18 protein-coding genes and 1 tRNA gene are annotated in these 16,445 nt (G+C 33.2%); 16 read left to right on the top strand and 3 right to left on the bottom strand.

The window, feature by feature from the left end; genetic code table 11:
- The first annotated feature begins 37 nt into the window (after window positions 1-37).
- From Q73A0000_RS01410 to Q73A0000_RS01335, 16 genes are all read left to right on the top strand, one after another.
- Entirely contained in the window at window positions 38-676 is a 639-nt protein-coding gene (locus Q73A0000_RS01410) for a hypothetical protein (protein WP_193812310.1), read from the top strand.
- Window positions 677-1,172: 496 nt separating this feature from the next.
- Window positions 1,173-2,564 (top strand): phage integrase SAM-like domain-containing protein, encoded by a 1,392-nt coding sequence (locus tag Q73A0000_RS01405; RefSeq protein WP_193812309.1) that lies wholly within the window; start codon window positions 1,173-1,175, stop codon window positions 2,562-2,564.
- Window positions 2,554-2,904, top strand: coding sequence for a hypothetical protein (locus Q73A0000_RS01400; RefSeq protein WP_193812308.1), 351 nt, complete (start codon window positions 2,554-2,556; stop codon window positions 2,902-2,904). The genes Q73A0000_RS01405 and Q73A0000_RS01400 overlap by 11 nt, the downstream gene beginning before the upstream one ends.
- 30 nt (window positions 2,905-2,934) lie before the next feature.
- A complete protein-coding gene (locus tag Q73A0000_RS01395; RefSeq protein ID WP_193812307.1) occupies window positions 2,935-3,147 on the top strand; it encodes a hypothetical protein in 213 nt (70 codons plus the stop codon).
- Window positions 3,148-3,158: 11 nt separating this feature from the next.
- Window positions 3,159-3,362 carry a hypothetical protein gene (locus Q73A0000_RS01390; RefSeq protein ID WP_193812306.1) on the top strand — a complete coding sequence of 68 codons (204 nt, stop codon included), beginning with the start codon at window positions 3,159-3,161 and terminating at the stop codon, window positions 3,360-3,362.
- Window positions 3,363-3,450: 88 nt separating this feature from the next.
- Window positions 3,451-4,275 carry a hypothetical protein gene (locus tag Q73A0000_RS01385; RefSeq protein ID WP_193812305.1) on the top strand — a complete coding sequence of 275 codons (825 nt, stop codon included), beginning with the start codon at window positions 3,451-3,453 and terminating at the stop codon, window positions 4,273-4,275.
- A gap of 152 nt (window positions 4,276-4,427) precedes the next feature.
- Window positions 4,428-4,736 (top strand): helix-turn-helix domain-containing protein, encoded by a 309-nt coding sequence (locus tag Q73A0000_RS01380; protein WP_193812304.1) that lies wholly within the window; start codon window positions 4,428-4,430, stop codon window positions 4,734-4,736.
- A gap of 142 nt (window positions 4,737-4,878) precedes the next feature.
- A complete protein-coding gene (locus Q73A0000_RS01375; RefSeq protein ID WP_193812303.1) occupies window positions 4,879-5,877 on the top strand; it encodes a hypothetical protein in 999 nt (332 codons plus the stop codon).
- A gap of 33 nt (window positions 5,878-5,910) precedes the next feature.
- A complete protein-coding gene (locus tag Q73A0000_RS01370) occupies window positions 5,911-6,267 on the top strand; it encodes a hypothetical protein (protein WP_193812302.1) in 357 nt (118 codons plus the stop codon).
- Window positions 6,268-6,534: 267 nt separating this feature from the next.
- Entirely contained in the window at window positions 6,535-6,726 is a 192-nt protein-coding gene (locus tag Q73A0000_RS01365; protein WP_193812301.1) for a hypothetical protein, read from the top strand.
- Window positions 6,727-6,737: 11 nt separating this feature from the next.
- Entirely contained in the window at window positions 6,738-7,325 is a 588-nt protein-coding gene (locus tag Q73A0000_RS01360) for a hypothetical protein (protein WP_193812300.1), read from the top strand.
- 16 nt (window positions 7,326-7,341) lie between these two features.
- The gene (locus tag Q73A0000_RS01355; RefSeq protein WP_193812299.1) at window positions 7,342-7,926 is read left to right on the top strand and encodes a hypothetical protein; all 585 of its coding nucleotides are present in this window, start codon (window positions 7,342-7,344) and stop codon (window positions 7,924-7,926) included.
- Between the two features lie 69 nt (window positions 7,927-7,995).
- Window positions 7,996-11,817, top strand: coding sequence for a hypothetical protein (locus tag Q73A0000_RS01350; protein WP_193812298.1), 3,822 nt, complete (start codon window positions 7,996-7,998; stop codon window positions 11,815-11,817).
- A gap of 10 nt (window positions 11,818-11,827) precedes the next feature.
- Window positions 11,828-12,250, top strand: a complete 423-nt coding sequence (locus Q73A0000_RS01345; protein WP_193812297.1) for a hypothetical protein — start codon at window positions 11,828-11,830, stop codon at window positions 12,248-12,250.
- A gap of 21 nt (window positions 12,251-12,271) precedes the next feature.
- On the top strand, window positions 12,272-12,514 hold the full coding sequence (locus Q73A0000_RS01340) for a hypothetical protein (RefSeq protein ID WP_193812296.1): 243 nt from the start codon (window positions 12,272-12,274) through the stop codon (window positions 12,512-12,514).
- 13 nt (window positions 12,515-12,527) lie between these two features.
- Window positions 12,528-12,815: a hypothetical protein gene (locus tag Q73A0000_RS01335; RefSeq protein WP_193812295.1), complete on the top strand. Its 288-nt coding sequence runs from the start codon at window positions 12,528-12,530 to the stop codon at window positions 12,813-12,815.
- 360 nt (window positions 12,816-13,175) lie between these two features.
- Here Q73A0000_RS01335 and Q73A0000_RS01330 read toward each other — a convergent pair whose 3' ends face one another.
- From Q73A0000_RS01330 to Q73A0000_RS01320, 3 genes are all read right to left on the bottom strand, one after another.
- A complete protein-coding gene (locus tag Q73A0000_RS01330; protein WP_193812294.1) occupies window positions 13,176-13,505 on the bottom strand; it encodes a hypothetical protein in 330 nt (109 codons plus the stop codon).
- Between the two features lie 950 nt (window positions 13,506-14,455).
- Window positions 14,456-14,529, bottom strand: a tRNA-Arg gene (locus Q73A0000_RS01325).
- A 76-nt stretch (window positions 14,530-14,605) separates the two neighbouring features.
- Window positions 14,606-16,384 (bottom strand): TonB-dependent receptor, encoded by a 1,779-nt coding sequence (locus Q73A0000_RS01320; RefSeq protein ID WP_193813627.1) that lies wholly within the window; start codon window positions 16,382-16,384, stop codon window positions 14,606-14,608.
- Window positions 16,385-16,445: the final 61 nt, after the last annotated feature.

The raw sequence follows: 16,445 nt of genomic DNA, 5'->3' as shown, positions 1-16,445 counted from the left end.
TAACAGATTTTATAAGAATGATAAATAATTTAATTGTATGAAAAAACTAATACTATTTTTTTTAATAGCTATAATCAGCTGTAATAAAGAATCCAAAATCTCTGCACAACAAGATGAAAAAAACTTGTATCCATTTGGATTTATCGAACCTAAAACTAACATTGAAATTAATTTAAATTTAAAAACTAATAATATTATAGAAGTTCTTACAAGCTATAAATTAAGTTTACCATATGACAGATGCATAGATGATAAAGGAATAAAATGCAAAGGGCTAGTAAATGTTTCAACACATTTTTTTTTCAATTTTACAAATACTAGTAGGGACCTTATTGTACAAAATAAAACTGATACAAATTGTGAATGTTTAGTGGAATTTTTTATTGAGAACGAACTATTAACTATACCGCTAAATAAAATTAGTAAAATAGACACATTTTCAATTGTAAATAATTACAATAAAAGTAAATTAACATCTTTGATTATTAATCCTAAATATAACTCTGAAAGTATTGATTATAGGAATATTAGAAGGTACTTAGATTCAAAAACTAAAAAGTTCAAATATCTAAAAGATAGTGGCAAAACAAAAGCACCAATTATTATTTATGCTCCACCAAATTTGGCAATATATTTAAAGAAATACTTAGAAGATTTAGTTGAGCTAAATAAATAAAAGTTATCAGAAATTCTAATTCATAATTTTATCAATAACTAATATAAATCCAGCCTCTTAAATATTAATGATTCTAGAAAAATAAAAGAAAAGGTAAATTTTAAAATTGACTAAAACTTTGTTTAATTATTTTAATAATATATTTTTCACTAAAAACACTATGAATTGTTTAACGATAAATTTTAGTTTCACTAACCGTGCAAATACTATAAACAATTGATTTAAAATCTATTATATTAAATTCACCATCACTAAAAACAAAAAAGGATAAAAAATTAATTTTATCCTTTTTTTTGTGACCGCGAAGGGATTCGACCCTAGCGAACCAATATAAAATCAAACGAACCGAAACGAACTCAAACAACCATCTAATAGTGAGGTGTTACGCCTCACTCATTTTTCATCTCAAATTATTCGCCGCAAAAAAAAGCAATAAAATGTATTTTGCAATACAAAAATTACTACATTTGTATTGTTGATTTGAAAAATATTTATTGTGGCTACTGTTAATTTCTTATATCGTTCCTCCAAGGATCGAGCACCACTTACCGTAAGACTTCAATTTTGGATTGGGAAAAAACCAGATGCTAAAGCATTCTTTCTGGATGCTAAAAGCAATTTGTTTATTTCGGCTAAAGATTGGGAATTGTATCGTGAAAATAAAAATACCAATAATCGGGATGCTGCTATTAAAAATCTAAAACTTAAGATTAATACCGATATCCAAGAAATTGAAGAGTTGGTACTTTCAGCATTTGCCATCACCGAGCCGGAGCTGACAAATAAAAAATGGTTGCAGAATATTGTGAACCAATATTACTTTCCAGAACTAATTGCAAAAAACAAAGCGTCAAAAGAAATTCCGACCGATCTGGTTTCCTACATTGATTTTTTCATTGAAAATGAAGAGTTGAATGATGTAATGAAATCTAAATACAGGGTGCTGAAAAGTAAACTTGAAACCTTCCAGGCGTTTAGAAGAAAAACAATTGAAATCTATGATATTGACAATCTTTTCAGAAGAGAATTTATTACTTACTCACGTGAGGTTGCAAATTACGCTGAACATACTATTAACAGAGATTTCGGATATATTTCTACACTATGTAAAAGCGCAGGTTTAGAAGGTATCGAATTACATAAAAAACACAAAGATTTCAAAGCACCTCAACTAAAGAAAATAATTCATGAAATTTTAAATCCGGAAGAAATTCTAATTGTTGAAAATCTTGAAGGTCTCATGCCGTCACTGGATAATGTGAGGGATTTATTTTTAGTATCACTTTACACCGGGCAAAGGATAAGCGATTTCATGAGGTTTAATAAAGAAATGATCCGTGAAGAAAACGGACAGCGTTTGCTTGAATTTGAGCAATCTAAAACAGGTGAGTTAATGTCAATTCCTATCATTCCCAAATTAGAAAAAATATTACAAAAGCATGGTGGGAACTTTCCTCGCAAAATTTCTGATGCTAAATATAATGAATATCTTAAAAAGGTTTTGGAAAAAGCCGGATTTACAAATGAGGTTTGGGGCCGAAAGTTAATTGAAATATCAGAAGGAGTTTGGAGAAAGAAAGATGTTAAACTTCCTCGTTATCAATTTTTCAGCTCACATTCTGGACGTAGAAGTTTTGCGAGTAACGCCTTTGGGAAAATGCCTATTTCAGATATTATGTACCTCACAGGACATGTTATCGAGAAAACATTCCTTGTCTACGTAAATAAAAAAAAGACCGACAGAGCACACGAAGCGGCGCCGAAACTCGCAGCATTATATAGTGATGATACAAAAGATAAAGATCTCTTAAACCAACTGCAAGAACTAATAAAGAATAAACATTTCGATATTGAAACCTTAATTAAAAACCTTAAAAATGATGACTAAATACTATTATGAAGTGGACATATTCACCACAACTTTTGAAAAAGATGAAAACGAAACAAAACCGTTCCGTCATATTGAAAAATTTGAAGACGAAAATCTATCTAAAGCAAGAGAAGAAGCGGAAGAATATTATAATGAGAAGGTTGTAGGAATCGATACCTCTACTTATATTTTTCCTTTTGCGAGCCCCGAAGATTTTAACATGGGTGAAAATTCGGCAATTAGTATTGACTTCTCTTTGGTTGAATGTTACGATGGGCAAGAAATAAGACATAGTTTGATCGAGCCAGATGAAGCTGAAGAAACAACAGCAATTGAAAATTATCTTTTCTCAGAATAAAAAAAACACAAACCCTTAAAAATTCATAATATGGAAACCAACTTACCACTTGACGAACTTCAAGAACAGAAGCAGGAAAAACTACAAAGTTTCGCCAGAATTGCCGACAAACTAATAGACGATCTGTTCAATTACTCACAGATGTCGGGAAAAGATTTTGAAGAAAATCGGAAATCATATTTCAATGAAATTACGGATCTTCAAAATGTAATCACAGAAATAAATAATAATTTAAAATCATAAAAATTCTAAAAATGGAAACTACAACTACAACTACAACTACTCTATTCGAAAATGGTAATACTTACGCTGTTGAGCTAAGAAAAGAAACGCAACGCAAACCAGGCAAATTATACATGACTATTGACGGTGTTCTGCACGAAGTTTTGAGCAAGACTAGAACGAATGAGGAAACAATTTCGCCAGAGCGTGAAAAACTGGTAAAGCCCCACTTCTAAAATTTCCAACAATATATTTTCAAAGGTGGTTTCAAATCACCTTTGATTAAATACGGTCAAAAACCGCACTATAAAATAGGTAAAAAATATGCTTACTACTTATCTTGACGTAGAGGAATTTAAAGAAAATTTCAGAGATAATTTTTCTGGATATGGCGGACCTGTAATTGATTTTCTCAAAGAATACCGGAATTTATACGATCAAGTTCAGGAAGAGTATAATGAGAGAATTTCGAATGCTGTAATCCTTATTCTGGAAGAAGTTTCAATGGAAGGAGTTCACCAACGAACAGATATTCAAGATGCTCTAAAAAGGACTTATGCCGCTCTAATTCCTGATTTGAAATTTTCTGTTAACCAAAAGTTACTTGAAACTTTAATTTATTGCATTGATGAAACACCCCATACGGACCGATGGGAAAATTTACACGAGGGAACTGTTATCTGTTATCGAGAATGCATGGAAGCAATTTGCGCCTATCTCGATGAATACATAGAACAGGAAAGAAAAGAAAATTTAAGAGCGGTTTCACAAAGAAATATTGGTGGAAATATTATCAATTCACAAGAAAACGAAAGTGGTTCAGAAAATAAAGAAATTCAAGAAGTTGGAGATTATGATGATAGTATTTTTTACAGCAAGAATGCTTCTGATTTTTTTTACAGAGTTTTAGACAAATTTGGTGAACTAAGAAGTAACGGAAGGGATTCTAATATTAATTGGATATTTGACCGATGCCGTGGCGTTAGTAAAGAAATGAAAGAAACTAAAGAAGTAATTAGACTTAAAAGTAAGGTCGATTTTTTAAAAAAATTTGAGGTCAATCATCAAAAAGCTTTCAGTAAAATTGGGCACACAGAAAAGCGCAATAAAATATTTTTAATAGAATTAGAAAATTACAGCATTAAATAACCGTCGAAATAATTAAACAATTAGCCCTGAACCGTTCAACGATTTGAACGGTTTTTTTATTGGCAAACACTTACCTATAAGTACTTTTGGAGCATAGAAAAGTTATCTAACTTTTATATAAAAATCAATTTCTTTTCAAAAATAATAACGATATGGATTTTCAAAAACTTTTTTCTGAGTTTGCAGAATTACTCAAAGAAGTAAAAGAACAGAGACAAGAAATATCTGGCTTGAAATCTCTTATACAAAAACAGTTAGGAGAGCAGCAAATTCAAAGTGAAATGATAGGACGTATTTCTTTGCCAGAAGTGAAAGATGAACAATTGCTTAATAGAAAAGAAGCAGCCGATTATTTGGACGTTCACGTCTGTACATTGGAGCGTTGGGAAAAGTCAAAACAACTCACTCCTAAAAGGATCGGTGGTAAAATTTATTATAAGAAGTCTGAACTTATAAAATAGAAAAACCGCCCTGGGAAAAAGGCGGTCCCTCAAAAATTAAAGTGCGAAATAATATGACAAATTTAATTCTCAGTTGCAAATCTCGCAATAATCCGAACCGGAACTTACCTAACATTTCACGTAACAGTAAAACACCGTTACAATGAATAGGGTTAAAGTTGACAAATCACTTTCTAAAAATTATTTTCAGTACGAAAAGACAATTCTTCACGATAGATCTTTGAGTTTGAAAGCAAAAGGAATGCATGCACTTATAATGTCTTTGCCAGATAGTTGGGTGTTTTCTGTTGCCGGAATTATAACGATGTGTAAAGAATCCAAAGATTCTGTTTATTCTGGAATCAAAGAACTAGAGCAAGCGAAATATGTCAAAAAACAAAAATTAAGATCTGGTCATACCGAATATACCTTTTTCGAAATTCCATACAATAATACTCAATACGAGCCAAATACGGAAAACACGGATAAGGCTAATACGGAAAACCCAAATCAGGGAAACCCAAATCAGGGAAATCCGACACTATTAATAGATTCTAATAGTATTAAAATAGAAAATAGTATTAAAAGAACCGTAGATGTAATACGCCCGATTTTCGTCGATGAGATTAAAACTAAAGAATTTTTACTTTCCCAAAAAATAACCATCGATAATCTTGCAAGGTTTTACAAATTAGGAATTGATCTAGTAAATTCTAAAATCCATGAGTTTGTAGAAAAGAAGTTTAGGTGGGAAGAAAATACGTGGTCAAGTGAGAAAGATTTAAAAAAGAATTTTGAATTATGGTTAAACTCAAACGTCACCGTAAACTCTTTTAAATCATTGAATAAAACAGAAGAAAGAAAAAAAGTTGCGCAAAAAAAAGAAATAGAATTTCCATTCCCAACTAAAGAATTTAAAGCAAGTTGGGATTTGTGGAAATTATATCGAAAGAAGAAAGATAAATTCCAATATTTCGATGAGCAAAGCGAACAAAAGGCACTTAGTGAATTATTTAATCTTTCGAAAAAAAATGAATCAATGGCAAGTCTAATAATCAGACAAAGCATAGACAAAGGCTGGAAAGGATTCTTTGAAATAAATACATCTCAATCAAACGGAACAGCAGCACAAAGCACACTCAGCCGAGCAGAAAGAAGATAAACGCCAATTAAAATAAATAACAAAACACATAAAATGAAAGTCCAAAAATTACAAAACGAGATTACGCAGAATGGCTTTACTTATAAATTAGTCAAATCAACTGATAGTGGTTACTTATTTTCAATCCATAATAGCGAAAGCGACACAATGTATGGTTATGAAGTTTTTATGCGAAAATTGACGCCACTGTGTGTTGATTTTGAAAAGAAGATATTTTCCGAAACTGAATTTAAAGAGCGATATCCAAAAGCAAACGATTTCGGGGTTTGGGCTTGGACCGCTAAAAGATTAGAAAGAGCAGAAGAAATTTTGGAATCCTTCGAGAAAGTGAACGTAAATAATCGGGAAAACCAAAGCAACCCCAAAGCAACTCACCAAAATGCGGACTAGCAAAAAAACTATTTGCGCTGAAATCGTGCTACTATTGAATTTACGGCATTATTCGAAAACCGAAAGGGTCACAATAGCAACTCATCAAATAACCTTAAACTAGATTAGGTTAGTCAAGACAAAAGACTGCAAATCATGTTTATGTAGTTAGATAAGGGCTCTAATCGTGAACGGATAACAATTAAACCAAGTAAATCACCATAAATAAAGGATTTATTAAGCATTTGAAAGAAAAAATGTATTGCAATTGTATTTAAACTCAGAAATATGGCACCAGAACAGATAAAAAAAATAAGTTTCCAACGCCCGGTTGCGGTTGTTACCAAATACAAAGGTTGTGAGGTTTTTACTGAATATTTTCTTTATGGTCGCAGAGTACAATTACATGAATTTAAGAAGAGATGCAAATCAATGCAACCAATAGAAGTAGTAGTTCTGGAAAGTTATAAAAAACAATAAAATTAAAAGCTATGATGACGATCAGGCAATCTGAAACATTTTCTTACAAAGTAAATTCCGAGTTAGCGATTTTAAAGGCAGCAAATGCAATTGAAAAAATTCTAGGCATTACAAAAGATGATTTGCGCTCACGTTCGAGGGTTCAGGATCTCGTAACCGCACGTATTCTCTTTACTTCTATGGCTTTCGGCATGGGAGCCCGAAACAAAGATATAGCGGCATTTTTGGAAAGGAATAAGGCTTCAATTGTGTATTTCCTCAACCAAAATTATGACAGGACAAATTTCGACAAAGATTATATCTCAATAAAACAAAAAATTAATATAAAAAAGTACAATGACATGGCAAATTCACTAATAGAAGACATCGCTGCAGCAGCAGCAAAGCAATCTTCTGAGCAAACAGTAATAGAATTACTGACCGTCTTAAAAGAAATGGGAATCATCAAAGGAGATCCAAAACTAACTGATGGAATTCAAGATTACATCGATTCCAAAAAAAACCGCGCTAAGGATTTGGGAGGTAAGGAACTTGACGTCTTTTCACTGACCGGAAATAAGGCGGAGGATTTTTCTCCAGAAAAACAATTTAACAAATAATTTTAAAATAAAAATCATGCAAGAAACATTCGAAAAAAAAGTATTAAAGTTTGACGAGTTTGCTTACAATCAAGAAATTGAAGAGCACGAAAATTACGCAGAACGCACAATGGCAATGATGCAGGAGTTAAAAGATGAATATGATCTAAAACTTACTGATTCCATTGCAAAAAAGATCTTTCTAAATTTTGAAAGAAATCCAGATAATTATTTTGATTCTGAAATTTACACAGAAATAAAATCAAAAATTCTTCGTGAAGAAGCCAGAGAAGACGTTAAGAAATTCATTTCACAGTGCATTTCGGAGTTGGAAAAATATAAACAATACAAATATTACATTCCAGGAAATCTCTCAATACTTAATGGTAAAGTTCACATTACAGAAAAGGCTTTAACCTCATTAAAAGAAAAGTTTGAAGATTCTTTGGATTCTGAAAGAGCAGAGAAATTAATGAAACTGCATTTGGAGGCGTCTGATAAAATCAATGAGTTTCTTTCTCTTCTTTCTGAAAAAAACAGGATTTTATTTTGGGTGAAATTCTTTAAAACACGTCAGGATGATTTGACGGAACCGGCTGAACTCAATTACAATAATCTTTAAAAACAGAAACATACTTTAATAACTCGCTCCGAAATCCCTCTATTTTGAGCATACTTAATTTTAAATAAAATGGCAGAAATAACAGGTGGAGAGTTGCAATACGTTGCAACAATGGATGTATCACAACTTAAATCAGGTCTCAAAGATGTCGGAGGTAATTTGATGGGATTTAGCGATCTAGCTGAGAAAGTTGGTGAAGCTTTAGATGGAACTTTTGATAAATCAGCGAATTCAATTAAAAATGTCGGAAGCAAAACGGTCGCTGTAATCACTGAATTATCTGAAAACCTGCTAGGGATCACCTCTGGAAAAATTCCAGAAAACTTAAAAGCAATCGGTTTAAGTAGCAATAATTTAGGGTCTGAATTTGAATTTGCTAAACAAAAATCTATTGAGTGGGCAAGTTACATGCGTGAAGGTCTTTTGGTTGAATTAGATAATGTTCAAAAAAGAATTGATTTTATCAGTTCCCAAAAAGATATTCAAGCGTCAGTTAAATTAGACGTTTTAAGCAAAGAACAACTGAATTTACAAGATATTCAAGACGCTATTGCTAGAACTGACGCACTTACAGATGCTGTTAAAGGGTTGGCGGCTGAACAAGTCAATATAGCTGCTCAATATTTAGCAGCCAGAAAAAGACTTGCTGAATTAAATTTAGAATTAAAGGAAGGTCGAAATGTTGATGCGGTCGAGTATAAAAAAGCGTCTGACGAAGTTGAGCGATTAGGAACAGTTACCCGTGAGACGAATTTGCAAACAAAACAATTATCACAAGACGGGCTGTCTAGTTTGATTGCCGGAATGGGAACCGTCGCAGGTGGATTGTCTGTTGCTCAAAGTTTAGTTGGATTATTTGGTTCTGAAAATGAGAACTTAAATAAAATAATGCTTAAATCTCAGGCATTAATGTCTGTTGCGGTAACGCTGCAAGGGATTTATAACCAAAGAACAGCACAGGGGGTTGCGGGTACTAATTTTCTAACAACTGCAAAGAATTTCCTAACTGCTGCAAATACTCGATTAGCCGTTGCGTTGGGAATTTCGAATGTTGCTGCAACTGTTTTAATGGCTACATTAACATTGGGGCTATCAGTTGCAATCGCCGGCGCTATTATTCTGTACCAAAAGTTTTCTAGTGAACAGGAAAAACAAGCCAAAAATCAGAAAAAATTAACTGAGGCTTTTGCGGATGAAGCCGCTACAATGCTTGTTAGTTATTATAATTTACAAAACCGATGGAACTCATTAGGAAACGATTTAAAAGCTAAAAACCAATTCGTCACCGATAATAAAAATGAGTTTAAGAAACTCGGGACCGAAGTAGACAATGTTTCCGATGCGGAAAAAGTCTTAAAAAGTCAATCCGCTGATTTTGTAAAAATGATGATGTTGAGAGCAGAAGCAGCAGCCAACGCCCAATTAGCAGTTGAGGATTTTAAAGAATCATTGAAAATGAAAGCTGATGCTACGGAGGAATTAACTGATCCTACGGTTTGGCAGAATATAAAAGCAACGATTAAGGGGGTGTTAGGGCAAAGCGTCGAAGATCAAATTAATGATGCTTACAAATTGTCTGATGAAAAGAGAGATGAAGCATTAGCGAGAATCAATAAACAAAAAGAATTAGAAGAACAAGCAAATGCACTTGGGTTTAATCAGGTTCATAAGGCCGACAAAAAACCCAAAAAAGAAAAAGCAGGTAAACAATTATCAGAAGTTTTCGATAACGAAAGTGTAAGGGAGATTCAGCAGGAAATAGCTTTATTAGACGGTGCATTAGTTCGTGTCGGCAAAAATGGTGAGGTTACATTTCGTGCCTTGGATAAATACGGAAAAGAGTATGCTACAAGCCAAAAAGGAACGATTGAACAGGCTAAGGCATTAAGAATAAATGCAGCTGAACGACTTGCAGAAGCTGAAAATAAAATAGCTACTAAATCACAGCAGGAACAAATCGACGAAACTAAGAAATCCATCGAATTGAGAGATGAGCTTTTGAAAAACGGATATTCAAAAGAAGTGATCGATAAAATGTTTCCCAAAATAAAAGATACTTCATTCTTTGATTATCTCGAAAACACCCGTAAATCACTTGAAAAAATCGACGGAAAACAAGCAGCAGAAGATTTAATAACAGTTCAAGATGTTTTCAATGACTTTACTGGAGGAAAGAGTTTTATCGATGGTATTAATGAGAAAATAGAAACTTTAAAAGCGAAATTTTCGGGTGGTAAACTCATTTCTGAATTGGAGAAATTGAAAAAAGCAAGTTTTGAAAACGAAACCGAAGCCAATAAAAACGCTAAAGGAATCGTGGTTGATAAAGCGCAAGCAGAAGAGCTAAAGCGGCAAAAACAATATTATGAAGATTTCCTAAAAGAAAAAGAAACTTTTGAACAGAAAAAAATTGCTATTGATGCGAAATACAAAGTTATTGATGAGGGGATAAACAATTCAGACAAACCAGAAAATGAAAAATCGGAGCTTTTAACCGAAAGCGCAAAAGCAAAAGGAGATGAATATGCTTCTGCTTTTTTAGATGTTTTCAAAAGGTCTGATTTGTGGAAAAGGGCATTTTCAGACATTGCCAACTTGACCCAAAGAGAAATAAACAGACTAATTCCTCAGCTTCAAAACCAGATAAAAGAACTTTTAGCCAATGGTGGAAGTGCAGCGGATATAAAAGTTATTGAAGATAGAATTAGGGCTTTAAAAAAGGTTTCTGATGATAATCCTTTTCAAAAACTTGCCGATTCCTTTAAAATATTAAATAGCGATACCGCTACCACCGAACAAAAATTTGATGCTGCAAAAAATGGTCTCAACGCCATGGGAGCTTCCATCATGGAAATAGGAGACGCTTTCGGAGGGTTTGACGACGCTACTAATGACGCTATTGGAAACATTATAGAAATAGGAAGTTCCGCCTTAGATTTAGGGAAATCGATCGCTTCGGGTGATGTTGCGGGAATGATACAAGCGGGTTTAAAATTAATTGGATCCATTGGCAAAGCTATAAACGGAGACCAGAAAAAAGAACGTGACATCAAGAAACAAGCCGCTGCATTAAAACAACTAGAAAACGCTTACAATGCCGTCGCTTTCGCTGCCGAAAGAATGGTTGGTTCTCAAAAATATTCCGGACAAAGGGATCTGATTAAAAACCTAGAGCAGCAAAAAATCGCCCTCCAGGCAATGGCGAATGCTGAGGGCTCTAAAAAGAAAAAGGACCAAGGGAAAATTGACGAGTACAATCAGCAAATGCAAGCCATTAATCAATCGATCATTCAGCTGAAAGAGGGAATTATAAAAGATGTTCTTCAGGATGATCTTCAAGGGATGGCTTCGAAAATTGGTGACGCTTTATTGGATGCGTTTAGCAAAGGAGAAGACGGTATCGCAGCGGTAAATAAGGCCTTTGATGATATGGTTAAGAATATCCTTAAAAACCAACTGAATAAAGTTCTCGAAAAAGAGATGGAGGGCGTTTATAAAAACATTCTCGCCGCTGCTGGATTTGATAAAGATGGGAACGGAGCTTTTAATGGATTTACACCAGAAGAGATCGCAGATTTAAAAGCACAAATTGCTACTGCCGCTGCAAATGGTCAACAGTTCATAGATGCTTATACTGAATTATTTGGAGATGCCAACGAAAACGCCCAAGGACTAAAAGGCGACATTAAGGGAATTACCGAAAAGACCGCGGGAGCGTTAGAAGCACAAATAAATGCGATGAGGATTAATCAGGTTTCAAGCATAGACGTATTGCGTGCCTCATTGGTTCAACTCGTTTTGATTGAAGGGAATACACGTCGATTGCACAATATCGACGCTACTTTGATTGAGATGAACAATAAAATGAAAAATGGATTAGCAGGAATTTAATAAAAAAAATATGGGAATTACTTTAGAAAAAGAAACAGTTTACGAGATAGTAGACAAGATTTTAGAAAAACTCACTTTGGATGAGTTGAAAAAGAATTATGTAAAGCAAAGAGTTAACGTAGATGAGGTGATAAATTTTATTCAAAATAACATTAGCCAATTGCAATATAATAATTTAATAAAAGACCTCAAAAACATACAATACATGGAGGTTAAATCGCTAGATGACTTCGCAGGTTACGTCTCTTTAGTAGCAAAAGGTAAGGCCCTAGAAGGAGTGATTGAAAGAACGACTGCAATAATTCATGAAACGAGTAAAATACTTACAACAGACGAAAAAACCAATTTCTTAATTGATCTAAAATTCTCTGAGAACAAGGATTACATTTCGAAGATTATGGAAAGCTATTTAGCAAATGATTTAAAAGAATAAATTTAATAAATACTTAAAAAAATGCAAAACAAATTTAAAACAGCGATTCAAAAAGAATTAGAAAGATTGAAGGTAAAGCCCTTAAATGTGGCATTTACTAAACTTTCAGAACTTCCAACCTATGAGGGTGAGTTTTCAGAAAATGACGTTCTAATAGGCGTTAATAAAGTCCTTGAAATGATGGGGCAAGAGGCTATTCCTCCAAGTGTAATAAATTATTTGGATCAAGCAGAAGGGACAAAATCGGTTGGAAAAGAAATATAAATTCTATTAGAAAATGGCAAAAGATAAACGCCGACTTTCTTCCAAGAAGTCACCGATTAAAAGCCAAAAAACTAAACCTCTTAAAGGTTTTGCTAGCGTCAATCAGATATTCAAGGACAAAGGGTATCGGGAGTTAGGCAAAGAGGAATATGAGGACTTTGAAGCCTTAGCAAAAGATTCTACGGAATACGAATTGAAGGAACTTTATAAGAATAAATCTCTTCCTTTATTTCTACGTCTGATTGTCGGAACTCATATTGAAAAATTACGAAAAGAAAAGTTGGTGAATATCACAGAATAAAAATTGAAATGATATTTATTTTAAATTGTTAAGTAGCTTTTCTCCTTTTATTACTGAGGTTTAGCTTCTCTTTTGTATCATTGTATTGAAATGCTCTTTATTTCGGAATCTTGATTCCAGCCCCATCGATCCGAAGCGACGGGGCTTTTTTATGGTCGATAGTCAGGTTTATTTCTCCAAAAGGCTAATCTGCCCTTTGGTTGATTTATTAGTCAATCCCGTTGCGGGGATTCCCGTTTTGGTTTTTCAAAGTGAGAAAAAGCACTTTGACTGATTTAGTGAAAGTTCCAAAGCAAGAAATCTTGCTTTGGCTGATTTAGTGAGAGTTTCGAAGAAATATCGCTAAGTCTTTATTTAGAATTATAATTTAGATTTCAAATCGTATTCCTTTTGAGCAAATTCAATCTCTAGTTCTTTGATCTTTGCGTTATAAGTCCGATCAGAAGTCATTTTTTTATTAAGTACTTTCTTTTTTATATTAAAATCATTTTTTAAATCATTGTCAATTTTTGTAAGCTCTGGTAAATTGCCTCCTAACTTTATAAGAATACTTTTTAAAAGTCGGTCAGTTTCATTCTCGACATTTCTAGTTTCTTTGATGGCATTTTTTACAGCTGATTTAATGACGAAATAAAAAATCATTAACGAAATTACGTATGCTGCAACGTAAATAGTAAGAAAATCTTCCATAAATTGATGTTTATAATTATTCACCAAGTTAATAATATTTCAGAGTAATTCCATGATAAACTACAACTCATTGAAATATGCTTTCAAATAACGCTCTATTAGTTTCACACGCCAAAATAAGAGTAGAAACACTCGGAACGCACATCACATGCCCGGACAGACGATTAGTTTCACACGCCAAAATAAGATTAGAACACGATCTTCTTGGCGCCAAGAAGATTAAAAAGCAAAGCGGAAAAAACAGAAGATTTGCGGCAATCGTCATCCATGGATGACGATTCACCACAACTACTTGTAAGTCAGGCGATATTGTGAAAAGCTATTTTGCTATTATCCGCTTTGCGAATATGCAATCCGACTGATTTTCAAACGTTCGTCCTTGAAAAGAACGGTAACGAAGTAAAAAATTAGTGAGTAAATCAGAAAAAATTAAGATCGATCCTAGAACTTTAAATGATCCAAATATTTTATAACTTCACAAATTATCAAAATAATTGAATCTAAAATATTTATTACTGCTTCCACATCGATGTTGTAAAACATTTCTTTAAACTTTTTCATATTCGTTGGTTTCACAAATATTACGGCATGGATTATAAAAACATTTTTTGCTCGGCTATTTAGTTTTTAGGCACGAAAAAACCCGACTATTTCTAATCGGGTTTGATGTTAATATTTGGTAATCAAAATAGTTTGAATGTCATTTTTTACGAAATTTGGTAATCAAAATTAAATATGATAGTTGGGTTTCATAAGAAACCGCTGTCTGAAAGATTAAAATAAAAAAAATTCTAAATTAAAATTTAATATATTTGTATTAGTGAGAAGTAGGATTGCTTCAATTTTCAATCAACAACACCGGGTTTAGGCTCACAATACAGAAGCAATACGAAACTCCTAAAAACAAAAACGCAACACGTTATTAATTAACATGTTGCGTTTTATCTTTGTGACCGCGAAGGGATTCGAACCCCCAACCCTCAGAGCCGAAATCTGATATTCTATCCAGTTGAACTACGCAGCCAGTCTTTTTATAAGTAATAAATAATCAGTAATAACCAATTCATCAAAACTGATTATTTATTACCCATTGCTTATCATTAGAAACTAATTTTCACACCGCCCAAAATCTGTGCTCCCAAAACTTTATAACCTTTGTAAGTTTGATACTGGGTGTTGAGTAAATTATTTCCGAGTGCGAAAATACTGAAATTTTTGTGAACTTTGTACTCTGCAGACAAATTTAAATCAGCAAATCCACCAACTTTGTCATTTCTGTTTTCAGAAGAGATAAAAATGTTGGGATTAATTCCATCATTATTTAACTCAAAAGAATTAGTTGTCTGATCCGTCGCAAAAATCGCTTTCGCACCTAAGTTTAATTTCTTATCCAACATTGAATATTTACCACCTATACTGGCTCTCACCAAAGGTTTGTAGAAAATATTTTTATTATTTTCTAAATTATATTTTTCAAAATTCAATTCAGCGTCTAAAGCCAAATTCGCTAATGGGAAATATTGTACGCTCGCTTTTGCTTCACTCACCGTTCCGTTGTCGTAAACTGAAGAGAAAGTATTTGCAAAATCGTAAGCCGGACGGTTATAATCAACTGCAGAATTAAATAAATCATTCGCTTTAAAGAACAATATATCATTCATTTTCCCAAATCCTGCACTGAAATCATATTTAATATTCTGATCTATATCTCCACGTAAACCAAAGTAGAATTTATACTTCGTTTCCGTAGCGCGCAATTCCTGATCTGAAACCAAATAAGGATTCTGCTCCAATAAATCGGCGTAAGAGTTTAGTTTAAGACCACCCGTAATTCCTGCATAAAATTTGAATTCATCGGCTGCTGCAAACTGTAATTCTGCTTTTGGAAACCAATACGTTTTATTATTCTTCACCTGTTCCGCCAAAATCATATTTGAATTTTTAGCATTTAAAAAGGAGAAGTCATAACCAATCATTAAGTACGATTTTCCTTTAAAGAAAGTCATTTTCGGTGCTAAAGTCGCATTCAAAAATTGAGAAGAATTTTTATCAAGTAATTCAAAATCAGTTTTCACTGTTTCTAAATTTAATCCCAAATCAGCATTGAAATTCACGTCATCAAAAGCCGGAAGTTCTACTCCATGCTTTGATAAATTCACCATAATTTCTGCCTGATTTTCCTTTGCGTTAAAGTGATCGCTAAGGAAAGATGATTTTACTCGAACATCATTTAAAATTTCATTCGAATAAAAATCATAATAACCATTTAGCTTAATACGATTGGTTTTCTGTTTTAAATCAACATTGTTTGAAGCCGGCGTCAAAGCATAAATCCCGTAATAATTATAATCATTCAAACCATAATCGGCGTTGATGCTGAATTTCCCTTTTTCTCCGTAAGAGTTTAAATACGCACCAACATTCCCAGAATTTTGTTTTGAATTCCAGTCGTAAACTTTACGCAAACCAGCCGTAGAAAGAAAATGCAGATCACCTCCGACTTCCATTCCATTTTCTAATTTGGTAGAAATATTTCCGTCAGCTAGAATTTTACCATAATTCCCCATTCCCAATTGGAAATAGTTGTTTTGATGTTCTGCATCAAACTTTGGAGAAATATCTTCCCCTTGAATTAATGACGTTTTAAAATCTGAAGATGCCGGAACATTGGTAATATCGTAAGTCGGCGGATTCGCAGATTTTTCTTCAGGTGGATAGTTTTTTTCTGCGTCTATTGAAGTTTTTTTCTTTTCGATTTTCTTTACTTCCGGTTCGCGTTTTCTGTCCAAAATCAATTTTTCTTCTTTGATCTGGGAAAAAACTGCGGTCGAAGAAAATAGTAAACCGAGTAAAAATATATGTTGAATTCTCTTATTCATATTAATGAGTTTCGCCATTGACTGGCATTCTTTGCTAATTATTAAAGTTCAAAACTGTTTA

This window comes from Kaistella flava (ex Peng et al. 2021), assembly GCF_015191005.1.
GTDB lineage: Bacteria > Bacteroidota > Bacteroidia > Flavobacteriales > Weeksellaceae > Kaistella > Kaistella flava.
This window is presented reverse-complemented; position numbering and strand designations above follow the sequence as displayed.

Coding starts and splice junctions, on each gene's coding strand:
- Q73A0000_RS01330 (WP_193812294.1), bottom strand. CDS start 13,505: ATGGAAGATTTTCTTACTATTTACGTTGCAGCATACGTAATTTCGTTA.
- Q73A0000_RS01355 (WP_193812299.1), top strand. CDS start 7,342: ATGCAAGAAACATTCGAAAAAAAAGTATTAAAGTTTGACGAGTTTGCT.
- Q73A0000_RS01365 (WP_193812301.1), top strand. CDS start 6,535: ATGGCACCAGAACAGATAAAAAAAATAAGTTTCCAACGCCCGGTTGCG.
- Q73A0000_RS01340 (WP_193812296.1), top strand. CDS start 12,272: ATGCAAAACAAATTTAAAACAGCGATTCAAAAAGAATTAGAAAGATTG.
- Q73A0000_RS01375 (WP_193812303.1), top strand. CDS start 4,879: ATGAATAGGGTTAAAGTTGACAAATCACTTTCTAAAAATTATTTTCAG.
- Q73A0000_RS01345 (WP_193812297.1), top strand. CDS start 11,828: ATGGGAATTACTTTAGAAAAAGAAACAGTTTACGAGATAGTAGACAAG.
- Q73A0000_RS01400 (WP_193812308.1), top strand. CDS start 2,554: ATGATGACTAAATACTATTATGAAGTGGACATATTCACCACAACTTTT.
- Q73A0000_RS01410 (WP_193812310.1), top strand. CDS start 38: ATGAAAAAACTAATACTATTTTTTTTAATAGCTATAATCAGCTGTAAT.
- Q73A0000_RS01370 (WP_193812302.1), top strand. CDS start 5,911: ATGAAAGTCCAAAAATTACAAAACGAGATTACGCAGAATGGCTTTACT.
- Q73A0000_RS01360 (WP_193812300.1), top strand. CDS start 6,738: ATGATGACGATCAGGCAATCTGAAACATTTTCTTACAAAGTAAATTCC.
- Q73A0000_RS01395 (WP_193812307.1), top strand. CDS start 2,935: ATGGAAACCAACTTACCACTTGACGAACTTCAAGAACAGAAGCAGGAA.
- Q73A0000_RS01390 (WP_193812306.1), top strand. CDS start 3,159: ATGGAAACTACAACTACAACTACAACTACTCTATTCGAAAATGGTAAT.
- Q73A0000_RS01320 (WP_193813627.1), bottom strand. CDS start 16,384: ATGAATAAGAGAATTCAACATATATTTTTACTCGGTTTACTATTTTCT.
- Q73A0000_RS01335 (WP_193812295.1), top strand. CDS start 12,528: ATGGCAAAAGATAAACGCCGACTTTCTTCCAAGAAGTCACCGATTAAA.
- Q73A0000_RS01350 (WP_193812298.1), top strand. CDS start 7,996: ATGGCAGAAATAACAGGTGGAGAGTTGCAATACGTTGCAACAATGGAT.
- Q73A0000_RS01380 (WP_193812304.1), top strand. CDS start 4,428: ATGGATTTTCAAAAACTTTTTTCTGAGTTTGCAGAATTACTCAAAGAA.
- Q73A0000_RS01385 (WP_193812305.1), top strand. CDS start 3,451: ATGCTTACTACTTATCTTGACGTAGAGGAATTTAAAGAAAATTTCAGA.